Here is a 13,936-nt window from a genome sequence, read left to right as displayed (position 1 = left end):
TCAGATGGCCCCGATATTGTTCCGAGGTTATCTTTTTAGATTCCATTGCTTGCGTTCGCTGTTGTAATAGTCGACATGGTCTTTCAGGTTTTCAAAGTAGGACTCGATTGGTGCTTTGTCGAGATAATTCCCACGGCGTGATATGGGCTGGGCCAATCCCAGCCCGTGAACCCGTGAGTGATAGGCTGGATGGGTGTAGTGGAACCCTTGGTCCGAATGAATCACCAAACTTATAAGTGGGCAAAACGTGAAGGATCGGCGTATTGGAAGGATGAAGAGAATAAAATAGCCTTAAGATTAACATTTAACTATTTCAAAAAAATGTTATAGGTAGATTTTTTATAATCCATCATTTTATACTTTTTGTAATAATATAATGATGGAGGTATTTAAATGTTAAAAAAAGGAACTTTATTTTTAACGATAGCTTTATTAGTAAGTAATCTAAGTTTAGGAATTCCAAACGATGTGTATGCCAATGAAATTCTTCCAAAAAACATTTCAGATGAGACTATTGATGTAGAGGTCACGTTTACTGATTCTGAAATCAAAGCAATATCTCTCGAACGTGAAGAAATCATTACAGATATTACGAAACAAGTAAAAACGAATCATGCATCACTCGACGAAGTAGTAGCGGAAAGTTTACAAAAGACTCAACAACACACCTTAATAGAAGGTTTGAATGAAGAACTTGAAATGATTAATCTTCCAACTTCGAATGTCACTCTTGACACAAACCTTGATACGGAAACTTATGAAATAAACGATAACTTATCTGTAACTTTTGATGATAATTTTATTATTGTAGATGAATGGAATGAATCAGATGAAATAGAATCCGAAGAAGACGTTGAACCTAACTTCTTCTCGTTCATCCAAAACATATTTTCTAGTCCAGTCCAAGCAGCAGGAACAAGCAAGATTAAAAATGCTTCCAATAGCCGCAGCATCTACGACGCAAGAGCTACTAGTTGGAAATTAGTCACAGCATATATTAGTGCTGAGTTCACTTATAATGGAACTACAGTCACCGCAAGAAGAACTGGGAACTATATGAAGACTGAAAATGGAGGAGGGGTTCTTATCGACATAGTCGATAAGAAGAGTGAAGTCCAAAAACCAAGCAGTTCGAGAAGAGTCGCATACCAAGAAGGGACAGCAATTATGGGGCTCACTGTTAAAGGACACGGTCTCAGACTCCAGGAACGATATCTACGTGTTAACGTAGAGTGTAATGCAAAAGGAATGATTAAAAAAGATTCTATTTTAAAATAATCTGGAGGCATGACATGAACTTTCTTGATTTCGCAGTATTTTTATTACTCTTTATTTCATTCGCAATCTTTATGATTGTTAAATTATTAAAAAAACCAAAGTAAAATACAAAATTGTAATCTTAAATCAATATTATTTTTTCATCGCTAACTAAGATTGACGAATGGTTTTGTTCATATTACGTTGCACTTTAAAAAGCGAAAAATGTGATGAATGGAAAATACTTCTCATCAACTCAATACTGTAACGATTTCAGAAGGTGTATTCTCAATGATAGAGGGTATGCCTTTTAGGTTTAACCATCCAAATAATGAGTTTACTTTTTTCATCAGATTTATTCTTATATTTTCCGAACTTTGCATTCATAAGTACGTGCTCAATCAACGCTAACACTACATGATTTGTTTTTCTTTTATTTTGAAGTCCTCGTGAAGTTGAAATCACTTTTCTTCAAATAAAAATGCATCAACGAAATAAAGGGTGCGCTGTTTTTTCATGGGACGATGTTCTTCAGACATTTTCCCAGACCAACTGGTCAAACTCTTTTGAATAGTGTATTTGTCGACAGCGTTCCGCACCAACGTACGAAGTGACGAACTTTCATTATTATCGAAGCGAGAATTTGAGTGGTGCAGAACATCAATTGATTTCAGCAATCGGGATGTTATCGATTTTGTTCGGCATCAGTACAATTCTTGTAGGAACCCGTTCCTATTTGAAGAAAGTGCATACGATCAACACGCAACAATTCAAATATGCGAAGATGAGTCTCATTGCTTTGGCAATTGGGATGGTCTTCATCTTTTCACTAACCCTCGTCGTGAGCTACTTTTTATTGTGAACGCAATCAGGCACCGTCTCTATTATGAGGCGGTGCCTTGTTCGTTACTGTGTCACAATCGCTTCGAGACGATCGAGTTGGGAAGTGAATCCTTCGACAGCTCCCATATCGACGACTTGTTGGAGGGCTTCCTCGCTTGGAAACTCGGAACGGCTTATGAATAACGTACCTTCTGGTGTATCGAGAAACTCATTTGTGATGGTCATGACAGGCAAGTCTGGATTGACGTGTCCGTCCGCATTCGAAAATGCGTCCGTATAGACGATTCGGGAGTAGGGATCGACATCGATAAAGGTCGATTTTCCCCATGAATCCATACCGTAAAAGTCACCCTGTTCTTTGTCGACGCACGTCATACAGTAGTGCCAAATGCCACCTGGTTTGAAGTCGAAGCTGTATACTTTCGTTTCCCATCCAGCCGGCCCCCACCATTTCTCGAGATGTGCTGGTGTCGAGAATGCTTCAAATACAAGTTGCCGTGGTGCCTTGAATAGTCGCTCCATAATCAAGGTCGTACCCTCTACATATGATTTAATCGTACTCATGTGGTCCATTCTCCTCTCGTTGTGACTCCGCTAAAAACGTTTCCAATCGATCGAGACGCGCCGTTTCCCGGGCAATATAAGTTCGCCAAGCATCTAACGGTTCGAGAGCTTGAGGTTTGAGCGCATAGCGTCGCCGATTGGCATCAACCGTTACCGTGACGAGACCTGCATCATGTAAGATTCGCAAATGTTTCGACGTCTGTGGTTGACTGATTCCAAGTTGTGTCGCTATCATTCCGACCGTCCATTCCTGTTTCCGTAACAATTCAATCATCCGCAACCGGCTCGGGTCGGCTAACGCTTGAAACAAAGAAGCGAGTTTCTCTTCCATCTGTCGTCACCGTCCTCTTAGTTTGGAATATTCCCGATTTAGAATATTCTAAATCGGGAATATAAAAAGGAATTCGTGATGAATTCCTTAATGCCGATAGCCGCGAATCCAAGTCGCCATATAGACAAGTGTCGCGATGATGAGCGTAGAAGCGAGTGCATAGATCGGATAGGCGGGAAGAACGTCTTCAAACAACGGATAAAACATGAACGAACCCATAAGGATTGGAACAGAGATGCCGAACGAGACGTAGGCAGCTTTTGTCGCTTTCGCAGTGATGATTTGCTCACGTTCATCGACTTCACTGAATTCAGTCATGCGGACGGACCATTGAGCGAAGCTTACCTGCTTATTCGGGCGTGTGTTAAACGAGTAGACTGTCCAAACAATGCCAAAAACAACGAGTAAAAGTAAAGGAAGCAGATTGAATTCAACTGAGAAGCGGTCAGACTCGATGACGGTCTTTGACACATCAGATAAAAACGAACTGAACAGAAAAGCCATTAGGACATACAGAATGATGCTTGAAATAGATTGAACGACGACGTGTTTCATTGTGATTCCTCCTCGATTGTGAATATAGACTCGACCGGTTCCTCGAACACTCGCGCGATTTGCAACGCTAACATAAGCGACGGCGTATAACTTCCTTTCTCGAGCGAGATGATCGTCTGTCTCGTCACACCGACCTTTTCGGCCAGGTCGCCTTGGGTTAACTGGTGCCGGGCACGCAGCTCTTTCACACGATTGACCAATGGCATATTGCCACCTCATTTCTAGTTTCTACCACTATTGTAAAACAAACTTTACATAATGTAAAGTGGATTTTACTTTTTAGGAGGTGCTACAATAACGGTATAGTCGAAAGGGGAGATAGCGGATGAAAATGATTGGAGGACAACATCACGTGTCAGCGATGACGGGTGACGCAAAGAAGAACTTACGATTTTATACGGAAGTACTAGGGATGCGACTCGTCAAAAAGACAGTCAACCAGGATGACCCGTCGATGTATCACTTGTTTTATGCAGACGAGACGGGGACGCCCGGAACCGATTTGACGTTCTTTGAGCTACCGTTTCTCGGACAAACGTATCGAGGGTCGAACAGTATTTCTCGCACATCCCTAAGAGTGCCGGACGGGGCACTCGCGTATTGGCAAGAGCGTTTCGACGCGTTTGATGTGGCATATGGGGAAGTCAAATCAGTTCTCGGACGGGCGACGTTGTCGTTTGAGGATCATGAGGGTCAACGCCTCTGTCTTGTGGAAGGGGGGAGCGGGACACCTTGGAAGAATGGTCCTGTTCCGACGGATGTCGGCATCTTCGGTCTCGGATTTAGTGAATGGACGGTACGACGGATTGAGAAGACGGCACGGGTGCTGACTGAAATACTCGGTTATCGATATGTGACGACGTTTGAACGGGATGGTCACGATGTACGTGTTTTTGAGACGGGAGAAGGTGGCGTGGCGACAGAGATTCATCTCGTTGATCGTTCGGATTTGCCATCGGAACGACCAGGACGGGGGAGTGTGCATCATGTGGCGATTCGAGTGAAAGAATCAGACGATATGACGAAATGGATTGAGAAGCTTGACGCACATGGGATCAGCCACTCTGGTCTCATTGACCGCTACTATTTTCAGTCGATCTACTTCCGCGAACCGAGTGGGATCTTAGTGGAACTGGCGACAAATGAACCGGGGTTCGCGACGGATGAATCGGTTGAAACGCTCGGAGAACGCTTGGCATTGCCGCCGTTTCTAGAGGCGAGACGAGCAGAAATCGAAGCGAAACTAAAGCCTTTATAACCGAAAAACCCGACGGCCATTTCAGTCCGTCGGGTTTTGTACGCCTAATAACATGGCGAGTTCGTTCGTTCGATTGGCAACGAGATCGGCAATCGTGTAACGGTCAAGCACATGAAGAAACGCCAGCATGGCCTCATTCAAAACGCCTCGTAAATCACAGGCCGGTGCAATCACGCAGCGACCTTCCCCGAAGCACTCCACGAGTTCGAACGGTTCCATCGTCCGAACGACTTCTCCCACATTGATATCATCCATCGGTCGTGCGAGTCGAAAGCCGCCACCTCGACCGCGCACCGATTCCAAGTAGCCATGTTTTCCGAGTTCGTATACGACCTTCATGACATGATTTTTGGAGATGTCATATTGATCCGCCACTTCTTGAATCGTGACGAGCCGATGTGAAAACGTAGCGCTATACATCAACGTCCGTAGTGCGTAGTCACACGTTTGCGTGAGTCTCATCCATCATCACCTCTTGTTTCATTGTACAAGACAATTCAAAAAAGTGCGATTCGGACAAATGTGAAAGGATGATGGCGAAAATAAGTCGGAAACGTGAAATCAACTTTAAACAAGTATTTAATATATTGCTTTAAAGTGACTTGACTCACATAATGAACGTGTACTGAACAAAAGGGGGAAATTCACATGTTAGATCAACAAACGATTGAGATTGTAAAAGCGACGGCGCCTGTTTTGAAAGAACATGGTGTGACAATCACGAAGCATTTCTATCAACGAATGTTCGAACAAAATCCAGAAGTACGTCACTTCTTCAACCATACGAACCAAAAGCGAGGACGCCAGCCAGAAGCACTCGCGAACGCGGTCTATGCGGCTGCCCTTCATATCGACCGGCTCGAAGCGATTCTTCCTGCCATTCAACCGGCACTCCATAAACATAAGAGTTTGAATATCCGGCCAGAGCATTATCCGATCGTCGGTGAAAACTTACTCGGAGCGATTCAAGACGTCCTCGGAGAAGCGGCAACACCAGACATCATCGACGCATGGGCGAAAGCGTATGGCGTGATTGCAGACGTCTTCATCTCACTCGAGAAACAGATGTATGATGATGCACCGTGGGCCGGATTCAAACCGTTTGTCATCGAAGAAATCATAGAAGATACATCTGAAGTGAAGCGATTCCGTCTCGTCGCAAAAGACGGAGTCGTCGGTACAGCCGTCCCGGGACAATACATCTCGGTTCAAGCACGAATTGCGGGAGAGGATATCCTACATCACCGCCAATATAGCGTCATCGAGACGACAGAAAACGGGTACTGGATTGCACCGAAAGCGGAAGGTCTCGTCTCGAACTGGCTTCATGAACAGACGGTCGGTACAGAAATCCCGGTGAGTGCACCCGCGGGTGAGTTCATCCTTGAAGCATCAGATCGTCCGCTCACACTCATCGCGGGAGGAATCGGGATCACGCCCCTCTTCAACATGGCGAAGACGGCACTCGAACAAGGACGTTCTGTCACGTTATTGCACGCAGTTCGGAGTATGGATCTTCGTCCGCTTGGAGATGAACTTGATGAACTCGTGGAGGAAGGGCTTCACTTGATCACACACGTGGATGACGTATCGGGTTGTATGAGTGCGATGCAACTCGAGGCACTTGGTGTCGAAGGACATGACGTCTACACGTGCGGACCAAATGCGATGATGGAGACGGTTGTACGTGTGATGCCTCAGGCACGATATGAATTTTTCGGACCGTCTGCTACATTAGCCAGTGGTGTATAAAAAAATATTATAAAAGTAGAATGTGGTTCGGACATCGTTCAAGTGAATGTCTGAACCATTTTTCTATGGACAGCAGGAATACATCGACATATGAAAGAAACTTATACTCAAACTAGAATGGATGGGGACAGGTGAAGAAATGATTGATTACAAGGGAACGGTTGCAATCGAAACCAATCGACTTCTTCTAAGAAAAGTTAGAAAAGACGAAGCTCAAACCATTTTCAATCATTGGCTAAGTGATGATCGAGTGATGGATAATTTAATAAAGGGGGCTCATCAGTCTGTTTCAGAAACAATTAGTAGAGTAAACGAGGTCGTAGAATCATATGATTCATTAGAGTTTTGTTATTGGGGAATTGAACTGAAAACAACGGGGCAATTGATTGGGTCCATTGATTTATTCAATTTTGATAGTATGACAGAGAACTGTGAAGTGGGCTATACCATTGGATACTCATGGTGGAATCGCGGATATGGAACCGAGGCGCTAAAAGCCGTCATTGATTTTGGATTCAAAAGGATGAACATACATAAAATTTCAGCTGCACATAATTTAGATAATCCTGCTTCAGGTATCATCATGAAGAAAAATGGAATGGTGCAAGAAGGAATAGTAAGACATATGATTCGGAATGCTAAAAACCAATATAAAGACTGTGCGATATATGGTTTGTTGCAAGAAGATTATCTAAAGTACGATGAGGAATCATCTTAATCATTCGTTCAGTATGTTGGAAAATACGAACACCCCATGCTTCGCGAATGCGTGCATGGGGTGTTTGAATTAGTACGTTAAACTCGCGGCGACGATGATCCCGACGACGAGTGAGGCGGCGAACAAACTGAAACCGATGGCCATATTGCCGTTCTCGACTTCTTTTTCTAAGTTCACGCCTGGTGTGAGGACGTATTCAAACGTCCAGAACGCCAATACTTGAGCGACAATCCCGACGAGTCCCCAAATGAATGCGTCGAGCAAGTTGACGCTATTTGCCCAAACTGTATAGATGACGATGGCAAGTCCGAGCGCTTTCCCCCAAAGTTTCAAGGCGACGGCCATATTGCCCTCTTTGATTAACTTACGTTCCGAATATTTGGTCGTCAGTGCGAAGATGATGAGTCCGGCGAGAATGAGGCCGAATCCCGTCCCGAGATGGGCGAGGAAGCTTAAAATTGAATCGAGTGTGATGAATGTCATGAGTTCGTCTCCTTTTGTGTAGGTGTGCCAACGGCTAAGTAGTAAGATTGGTTGTTCGTGATCATGCTACCGGCGCGGACGCCGAGTGCGGACGGGTGTCCATTCAAACAGAAACATCCGACCATATAATGTGTCTCGACACGACCCTTGACGGTCGTCGTCATCCGTGTCGGAAGTTCAATGAACTGTTGGTACACGGCTGTTTCTTCCGCATACGTTTGTAATGTTTCCCGGTGAAACGGTTGGCCATCTTTCGTATACAAGATGACGGAGTCCCCTTCACGTCCAAACGCTGGTTTTTTAACATAATCCGATTCACCGAGAAACGGTGTCTCGTCTAAGTAAGTCGGTAAAAAATACGTAGCGATGATCTTGCGCTCGGCTTCATCAAACAATGTCTCCGTTTCGTACAGTTCCCAAATCAGCGCTTGTACACCTTTTGACTGCATGAGGAACGCAGAGAGAGGGTTGAGCAGCGATACCTGTTTTTGTTGATTGAGTTCAAGTAACCGGATGCCAATCAAGTCGCCGTCTGGTGCCCGGTCGTCTACGAGATGCTCAATCGGATACGTTTGGCGATAAAAGATGTCGATTCGCTCGCCCGATGGCGTGTAGACACCGTCTTCGTCGACGAGTAGGGCGTGCAAGGGTACGAATTCAGATGGTAAATCGAGCGTTTCTTGCAAGAAGCGTGCCGTCCATTTGTCTTCGATGTTGTCTTCATGGGCCGTGAAGACGATTTTTGGTGTACCCTCACGACCGAGTCGTTTCCATGCGGCAACGATGGCCTTCCGCAACTCGGTTTTCAGTTGAGCAGTTGCGTCTCTGTTTGGGTCGAGGAGACCGAACTCAGAAGCAACCACACCATTTACGTCAAACAGTTCCTTAATGAACGTCGGTGTGTCCGCATTGAACTCCATCAACTTGAGTTGACCGTCTTTCATGATCCAGTCGTAACGACCGATGATTGTCTCTTGAGGCATCGTTTTCTCCCGTAAGAACGGCAGGCTCGCCTCGGGGTAACCAAGTAGTCGGAGCGTTTCGTCAGGAAGCGTGCGCAACAGCTGATTCGTCTTCCGAAAAATTGAATCAACCGCCTCGGTCGCTTCTCGAATCAAGTCGACCTGCGAGGCGGGCATGTCGAAACAGTCGTATAGGGCATATTCTTCGTCGTTTAAATCGGGCCAAAAATAAGGGATTTGACTGTAGAGTTCGTCACGCGTCATCCGCCGAATCCACCTTTAGAGCCGCTCCCGAGTCCAGATTTTGACGACCCTGAATTTGAACCGTTCGATACGGCACCGGTCGCGCCGCCGTTCGACTTGTAAGATTTGTAGGTAGAAGAATTTTTTAGTGCACTTTTCGAGCGGAACAGGCTACCGAGTAAGAAGTAGCTACCATAGTGTGGGGACCGATCGTCGTCGCAATAATACGACTCGGTCACGTCATCCCAGTCCCAATCGTCACATTCATAGCCGGTCGGTTCTTCCGGGAGTGACGCTTCGTTATAACTGTCGTCTCCGCAAGCGGCAAGAGAGGTCGTCAATACCGCCGCAGAGAGACCGCTTAAAATTTTCTTACTTGTCTTCATGTTGATTCCTCCAATTCATAGCCAGTCGGTGTGACATAGATGACATACACACCACGATCTTCATCTGTTTCTGCAGAGTCCCGCTCATATTCTTTACCGGCGACGTACAAGTATTGGCTGCCGAGCATAGCGAGCGCATCGAGGTGACGGTCAACGTAATAGGCCTCGAGTAACGGGTTGTCAAAACGGTCATTGAGTGTACGAATCTCGACTTTAATCTCATTCGTTTCGTGTTTGTCCATCGGTCCTTCTGTGTACCGGTCGACGTAAATCAAGAAGTATTGATCACCTTCTAAGGCGGATGATCGTTGTTTATAGGTCATGCCGTCTTTGACAAAAAACTCACACTCGCGACGAGCCAGTACTTCGTCTAACCCGAGAGAGGTGTAGTGGTAAAGTGGTTCGAACGATAATTCATTTTTATAGAGACGATACTCTAAGACGATGGAATTCATAAGTCAGTCCTTCCTTTTTCTATTTATACGGGATGATGATCAAATTGGTTTCGTGAATCTTTTCGTCGATACGTTTAGTATATAAGAGAGAAGGAGGGGGAAACAGTGCATATCTTATTTCGTTTGTGGAAAGGATTAGCGAAATTATCATTCTTGAACGTAGTTCTGGCCTCGGTTGGTATCATTATCCTAGGGACCGTGCTCGGCTATTGGTTTGAGCCGGAGACGTTCGAATCATTATTTGATTCGTTCTGGTGGACGATGACGACGCTGACGACCGTCGGATATGGAGATTTTTATCCGTCCTCCGTGGCAGGACGATGGCTCGGGATTTTCTTATTCCTATTCGGGATTGGGATTATCGGGGCGTTGATTGGAAAATTAGTTGAAATCGGCGCGACGTTTCAACGGTTAAAACGGGAGGGAAGACTAGTGTATCGTGGAGAAGGACATTACGTGTATATCGGGTGGTCCCCGAAAACGAAGAAAGCCATCGATGAAGTGCTCAATTACGAACCGAAAGCGGAGATCGTCTTGATTGATCAGTTGATGGAGGAGCCTTACGTGCACGACCAAGTGCATTTCGTCTCAGGGGATGCCTCGGATGAAGCGGTTTTAATGCAGGCAAACGTCTTAAAAGCCCGACGAATCGCCATCTTTGCGGATGCACGCATCACGGAAACGTTACTCGCTGATGGGAAGTCGTTATTGATCGCATCGGCGGTCGAAGCGCTATCGCACGATCATCATGTCGATTTACATACGGTCGTTGAGGTATGCGAAGAGCGGAATATCTCAAAATTCAAGCACGTCCGGGTCGACGATTTTATTTTGGCGAACGACTCGGTCTCGCTCTTGATGGCGAAAGCAACGTTGCAACCGGGGACGACGGCGATTTTCCGTCAGTTGTTGAGCAAACAGTCGGGTGGAAACATTCAGTCACTGAAGCCGAAAGCCGAGTGGCAGAATGTTCGGCAAGCGAACACGGCTTTACTTGAATCAGGGGTGACACTCATCGCCGTCAACGACCGACTAGATGTGGCGACGATGTTAGATGTTCCCCTTCAAGATACAGACATGCTCTATGTCGTCTGTCATGACGATGTATTTGAACGATTATCATAAGGAGTGAGACCATGCACAACGGAACGTTTATCCGAAAGATGACACGCATGCAAAACGTGCAACGATGGGACGAATATGCCCCTCATTATCACGATAACGCAGCGAGTCATAGCTTTCGTGTCGCGGTCTTTAGCTTGATCGCGGCGTATGTGGAAAAAGAGAACGGACGTGAAGTCGATTTGCTCGATTTACTCGGGAAAGCCATTTTCCACGACATGAATGAAGTTCAGACGGGTCCGATTATGCACCGAACGAAAAAAGAACCGACCTTGATCGGTCATATCGAACGGATGGAGCGGACGGCGAGCCTCGGTCTTGTCGAGTTACTGTCGCAGTCGCTGCGTCCTCACTTCCACCGCTTCGTGGTGGAAGCGGAAGATGACTCGTTCGAGGGGCGGATTGTCGACGGCATCGATTCATTCGATGCGATGCTATTCGTGCGACGAGAAGTCGCGCACGGCTCTCCGCATTTTGATGACAAGCTAGAAGAAATGAAAGCCGCACTAAGACATCACCCAATCGATTCGGTCCGTTGGCTGTTTGACCAGGTCGAGGAAGAGACCGATGTGTTGCGGTTCATCGAGAACGTCATGCGGATGGATAGTGTCCGTCGCTGGAAAGGTCGCTTCAACACGATTGACGACAACGATGCGATTCACGGTTTCCGAGCGGCTGCGCTCGGCATGTTCAGCGGGCTCTTAGAGCGTGAGAAGTACGGCGTCGATGTCGATGTCGCCGAGCTTGTCGCTCGTCTTCTCTGTCACGACTTAGTCGAAGGGGTGACTGGGGATGTACTCGGTCCGGTGAAGCATTCGACACAAGAGACGGGGGCAGCGTTTGAGGCATATGAACGGGCAGAAAGCGAACGTCTTCTTGGGCTATTGCCAGAATATATGCAGTCGGCGTTTCGGCGATACATGGCCGACTCGAAAGACGATACGTATGAAGGAATGCTCGTCGATATGATGGACAAACTCGATGCCCTCATCAAGATGAACATGGAGCGCAAGATGAACGGGGCGGAGTATGAGGTCACGTATCGCGAGCAGCTCCGTAAAGTCCAGATGCGCTATGAGAATCCAAGTATGATCTTCTTCCTGGCGTATATTTTGCACGACCTGGATTACGTCACAAGTTAATAACTAGGCGGATGGCACAAGCCATCCGTCTTTGTTTCGTTCGACTGAACTATTCGAATGAGAAATAGTTAGGGAGAGAGAACTGTTTTTTGACGTTGGTCTATGCAACAAAATCAAAAACCTTCACAATAATTAATGCAAGCGCTTTCATTAATTATTTGAGGAGGAATGAAGGGTGTTGAAGAAACGACAAGGGATTGCCGTCCTGGCTGGAGTGACATCGATTGCACTGCTTTCAGGGCAACCGGTCGCACAAGCGGCGACCCCGCAGAACGGAACGATGATGCAATACTTTGAATGGTATGTTCCAAACGATGGACAACATTGGAACCGACTCTCGAACGATTCGCAGCACTTAAAGGACATCGGAATTTCGACCGTTTGGATTCCACCGGCGTATAAAGGAACATCGCAAAATGATGTCGGATACGGAGCGTACGATTTGTATGACCTTGGAGAATTCAATCAAAAAGGAACGACGCGAACGAAGTATGGAACAAAAGCGCAGCTGCAGTCGGCCATCTCGAACCTACATGGGAAAGGGATTGGTGTGTACGGGGATGTCGTCATGAACCATAAGGGCGGAGCCGATTACACGGAATCTGTTCAAGCGGTCGAAGTCAATTCTTCTAATCGAAATCAAGAGACATCAGGGGAATATGCCATTTCTGCCTGGACCGGCTTCAATTTCGCAGGGCGGAATAATACATACTCTCCATTCAAGTGGCGTTGGTATCACTTTGATGGAACGGATTGGGATCAGTCACGGAGTTTGAGTCGAATTTATAAATTTAAGAGTACCGGTAAAGCGTGGGACAGTGAAGTGTCCGGTGAGAACGGGAACTACGATTATTTGATGTATGCGGACATCGACTTTGAACATCCGGAAGTACGACAAGAGATGAAAAACTGGGGCAAATGGTATGCGGATTCACTAGGACTAGATGGATTCCGACTCGATGCGGTCAAACATATCAACCATTCCTATTTAAAAGAGTGGGTGACGAGCGTCCGTCAGGCGACAGGAAAAGAGATGTTCACCGTTGCCGAGTATTGGAAGAACGATCTTGGGGCTATCAACGATTATTTGGCGAAGACGGGCTACACTCATTCCGTATTCGATGTACCACTCCATTACAATTTCCAAGCAGCAGGAAATGGTGGCGGTTATTATGATATGCGAAATATCCTAAAAGGCACGGTCGTCGAGCAACATCCGACACTCGCTGTGACGATTGTTGACAATCATGATTCGCAACCAGGACAGTCACTTGAGTCAACGGTCGCGAATTGGTTCAAGCCGCTCGCCTACGCGACCATCATGACACGTGGTCAAGGGTATCCGGCACTCTTCTATGGTGACTACTATGGAACGAAAGGGACGACGAACCGTGAAATCCCGAATATGTCAGCGTCGCTTCAACCGATTTTGAAAGCGCGTAAAGATTTCGCCTACGGCACCCAGCATGACTATATCGACCATCAAGATGTCATCGGGTGGACGCGTGAAGGTGTGGCAGATCGAGCGAAATCGGGACTTGCGACGATTTTGTCGGACGGACCGGGTGGATCGAAATGGATGTATGTTGGAAAACAAAACGCGGGAGAAGTATGGAAAGACATGACTGGAAATAATGGACGTCTCGTGACAATCAATACGGATGGCTGGGGCGAATTCTTCGTCAACGGTGGGTCGGTTTCCATCTATACGCAACAATGAATCAGTTAGACTTGTCTCTAAAGAGGGACGAGTCTTTTTTCTGAATTTTCACCACATAAGTTTTATACGTGATATAATGACCTAGTGTTAATTCTTGATAGGGACGACTTTCCGATCCATGAATTCACATTGAACAACGTTGGTT

17 protein-coding genes and 1 pseudogene are annotated in these 13,936 nt (G+C 46.2%); 8 read left to right on the top strand and 10 right to left on the bottom strand.

The window, feature by feature from the left end; all coding sequences use genetic code 11:
* Positions 1-27 precede the first annotated feature (27 nt).
* Positions 28-225, bottom strand: a pseudogene (locus tag KNO90_RS14860) (IS3-like element ISBsp3 family transposase); the annotation flags it as partial.
* A gap of 168 nt (positions 226-393) precedes the next feature.
* Here KNO90_RS14860 and KNO90_RS05835 point away from each other — a divergent pair.
* Positions 394-1,278, top strand: coding sequence for a hypothetical protein (locus KNO90_RS05835; protein WP_214742186.1), 885 nt, complete (start codon positions 394-396; stop codon positions 1,276-1,278).
* A gap of 622 nt (positions 1,279-1,900) precedes the next feature.
* The gene (locus tag KNO90_RS05830) at positions 1,901-2,119 is read left to right on the top strand and encodes a hypothetical protein (protein ID WP_215113206.1); all 219 of its coding nucleotides are present in this window, start codon (positions 1,901-1,903) and stop codon (positions 2,117-2,119) included.
* A 44-nt stretch (positions 2,120-2,163) separates the two neighbouring features.
* Here the strand turns inward: KNO90_RS05830 and KNO90_RS05825 are convergent, their stop codons facing one another.
* The 4 genes from KNO90_RS05825 to KNO90_RS05810 all read right to left on the bottom strand — a co-directional run bounded on the left by KNO90_RS05825 (position 2,164) and on the right by KNO90_RS05810 (position 3,756).
* Complete coding sequence (locus KNO90_RS05825) at positions 2,164-2,664, bottom strand: SRPBCC family protein (protein WP_214742184.1); 501 nt, start codon at positions 2,662-2,664, stop codon at positions 2,164-2,166.
* A complete protein-coding gene (locus KNO90_RS05820) occupies positions 2,651-2,995 on the bottom strand; it encodes an ArsR/SmtB family transcription factor (protein ID WP_214742183.1) in 345 nt (114 codons plus the stop codon). Before KNO90_RS05820 ends, KNO90_RS05825 begins: the two co-directional genes overlap by 14 nt.
* 87 nt (positions 2,996-3,082) lie before the next feature.
* Positions 3,083-3,550 carry a hypothetical protein gene (locus tag KNO90_RS05815; RefSeq protein WP_214742182.1) on the bottom strand — a complete coding sequence of 156 codons (468 nt, stop codon included), beginning with the start codon at positions 3,548-3,550 and terminating at the stop codon, positions 3,083-3,085.
* Entirely contained in the window at positions 3,547-3,756 is a 210-nt protein-coding gene (locus KNO90_RS05810) for a helix-turn-helix transcriptional regulator (RefSeq protein WP_215113205.1), read from the bottom strand. Before KNO90_RS05810 ends, KNO90_RS05815 begins: the two co-directional genes overlap by 4 nt.
* Positions 3,757-3,875: 119 nt before the next feature.
* Between KNO90_RS05810 and KNO90_RS05805 the strand changes: the two genes are divergently transcribed.
* Positions 3,876-4,808 (top strand): ring-cleaving dioxygenase, encoded by a 933-nt coding sequence (locus KNO90_RS05805; protein ID WP_214742180.1) that lies wholly within the window; start codon positions 3,876-3,878, stop codon positions 4,806-4,808.
* Between the two features lie 21 nt (positions 4,809-4,829).
* Here the strand turns inward: KNO90_RS05805 and KNO90_RS05800 are convergent, their stop codons facing one another.
* Positions 4,830-5,270, bottom strand: coding sequence for an RrF2 family transcriptional regulator (locus tag KNO90_RS05800; RefSeq protein ID WP_214742179.1), 441 nt, complete (start codon positions 5,268-5,270; stop codon positions 4,830-4,832).
* A gap of 186 nt (positions 5,271-5,456) precedes the next feature.
* Here KNO90_RS05800 and KNO90_RS05795 point away from each other — a divergent pair, with 186 nt between their 5' ends.
* Together KNO90_RS05795 and KNO90_RS05790 are read left to right on the top strand one after the other, a co-directional pair.
* Complete coding sequence (locus tag KNO90_RS05795; protein WP_215113204.1) at positions 5,457-6,560, top strand: globin domain-containing protein; 1,104 nt, start codon at positions 5,457-5,459, stop codon at positions 6,558-6,560.
* 139 nt (positions 6,561-6,699) lie between these two features.
* Positions 6,700-7,278: a GNAT family N-acetyltransferase gene (locus KNO90_RS05790; protein WP_214742419.1), complete on the top strand. Its 579-nt coding sequence runs from the start codon at positions 6,700-6,702 to the stop codon at positions 7,276-7,278.
* A 69-nt stretch (positions 7,279-7,347) separates the two neighbouring features.
* Here the strand turns inward: KNO90_RS05790 and KNO90_RS05785 are convergent, their stop codons facing one another.
* From KNO90_RS05785 to KNO90_RS05770, 4 genes are read right to left on the bottom strand one after another with little or no spacing between them, the layout of a single operon-like run.
* Positions 7,348-7,761, bottom strand: a complete 414-nt coding sequence (locus KNO90_RS05785) for a DUF350 domain-containing protein (protein ID WP_074035708.1) — start codon at positions 7,759-7,761, stop codon at positions 7,348-7,350.
* Positions 7,758-8,987, bottom strand: a complete 1,230-nt coding sequence (locus KNO90_RS05780) for a glutathionylspermidine synthase family protein (RefSeq protein ID WP_215113203.1) — start codon at positions 8,985-8,987, stop codon at positions 7,758-7,760. Before KNO90_RS05780 ends, KNO90_RS05785 begins: the two co-directional genes overlap by 4 nt.
* The gene (locus KNO90_RS05775) at positions 8,984-9,352 is read right to left on the bottom strand and encodes a hypothetical protein (RefSeq protein WP_214742176.1); all 369 of its coding nucleotides are present in this window, start codon (positions 9,350-9,352) and stop codon (positions 8,984-8,986) included. The genes KNO90_RS05780 and KNO90_RS05775 overlap by 4 nt, the downstream gene beginning before the upstream one ends.
* Positions 9,349-9,807 (bottom strand): hypothetical protein, encoded by a 459-nt coding sequence (locus tag KNO90_RS05770; RefSeq protein ID WP_215113202.1) that lies wholly within the window; start codon positions 9,805-9,807, stop codon positions 9,349-9,351. The genes KNO90_RS05775 and KNO90_RS05770 overlap by 4 nt, the downstream gene beginning before the upstream one ends.
* Before the next feature lie 105 nt (positions 9,808-9,912).
* Here KNO90_RS05770 and KNO90_RS05765 point away from each other — a divergent pair, with 105 nt between their 5' ends.
* The 3 genes from KNO90_RS05765 (at position 9,913) to amyS (ending at position 13,791) form a co-directional block, all read left to right on the top strand.
* Positions 9,913-10,932 carry an ion channel gene (locus KNO90_RS05765; RefSeq protein WP_215113201.1) on the top strand — a complete coding sequence of 340 codons (1,020 nt, stop codon included), beginning with the start codon at positions 9,913-9,915 and terminating at the stop codon, positions 10,930-10,932.
* An 11-nt stretch (positions 10,933-10,943) separates the two neighbouring features.
* Positions 10,944-12,071: a YfbR-like 5'-deoxynucleotidase gene (locus KNO90_RS05760; protein ID WP_214742173.1), complete on the top strand. Its 1,128-nt coding sequence runs from the start codon at positions 10,944-10,946 to the stop codon at positions 12,069-12,071.
* A 178-nt stretch (positions 12,072-12,249) separates the two neighbouring features.
* Entirely contained in the window at positions 12,250-13,791 is a 1,542-nt protein-coding gene (gene amyS / locus KNO90_RS05755; protein WP_215113300.1) for an alpha-amylase, read from the top strand.
* Positions 13,792-13,936 lie beyond the last annotated feature (145 nt).

This window comes from Exiguobacterium sp. s63 (assembly GCF_018617335.1).
In the GTDB taxonomy this organism is placed as follows: Bacteria; Bacillota; Bacilli; order Exiguobacteriales; family Exiguobacteriaceae; genus Exiguobacterium.
Note: the sequence above shows the minus strand (reverse complement) of the source record. Positions and strands in the feature narration are given on the sequence as shown.

Excerpts from the sequence above, each read along its gene's own strand:
- KNO90_RS05820 (WP_214742183.1), bottom strand. The coding sequence starts at position 2,995 with ATGGAAGAGAAACTCGCTTCTTTGTTTCAAGCGTTAGCCGACCCGAGC.
- KNO90_RS05780 (WP_215113203.1), bottom strand. The coding sequence starts at position 8,987 with ATGACGCGTGACGAACTCTACAGTCAAATCCCTTATTTTTGGCCCGAT.
- KNO90_RS05810 (WP_215113205.1), bottom strand. The coding sequence starts at position 3,756 with ATGCCATTGGTCAATCGTGTGAAAGAGCTGCGTGCCCGGCACCAGTTA.
- KNO90_RS05770 (WP_215113202.1), bottom strand. The coding sequence starts at position 9,807 with ATGAATTCCATCGTCTTAGAGTATCGTCTCTATAAAAATGAATTATCG.
- KNO90_RS05785 (WP_074035708.1), bottom strand. The coding sequence starts at position 7,761 with ATGACATTCATCACACTCGATTCAATTTTAAGCTTCCTCGCCCATCTC.
- KNO90_RS05800 (WP_214742179.1), bottom strand. The coding sequence starts at position 5,270 with ATGAGACTCACGCAAACGTGTGACTACGCACTACGGACGTTGATGTAT.
- KNO90_RS05815 (WP_214742182.1), bottom strand. The coding sequence starts at position 3,550 with ATGAAACACGTCGTCGTTCAATCTATTTCAAGCATCATTCTGTATGTC.
- KNO90_RS05790 (WP_214742419.1), top strand. The coding sequence starts at position 6,700 with ATGATTGATTACAAGGGAACGGTTGCAATCGAAACCAATCGACTTCTT.
- KNO90_RS05775 (WP_214742176.1), bottom strand. The coding sequence starts at position 9,352 with ATGAAGACAAGTAAGAAAATTTTAAGCGGTCTCTCTGCGGCGGTATTG.
- KNO90_RS05835 (WP_214742186.1), top strand. The coding sequence starts at position 394 with ATGTTAAAAAAAGGAACTTTATTTTTAACGATAGCTTTATTAGTAAGT.
- KNO90_RS05825 (WP_214742184.1), bottom strand. The coding sequence starts at position 2,664 with ATGAGTACGATTAAATCATATGTAGAGGGTACGACCTTGATTATGGAG.
- KNO90_RS05760 (WP_214742173.1), top strand. The coding sequence starts at position 10,944 with ATGCACAACGGAACGTTTATCCGAAAGATGACACGCATGCAAAACGTG.
- KNO90_RS05795 (WP_215113204.1), top strand. The coding sequence starts at position 5,457 with ATGTTAGATCAACAAACGATTGAGATTGTAAAAGCGACGGCGCCTGTT.
- KNO90_RS05805 (WP_214742180.1), top strand. The coding sequence starts at position 3,876 with ATGAAAATGATTGGAGGACAACATCACGTGTCAGCGATGACGGGTGAC.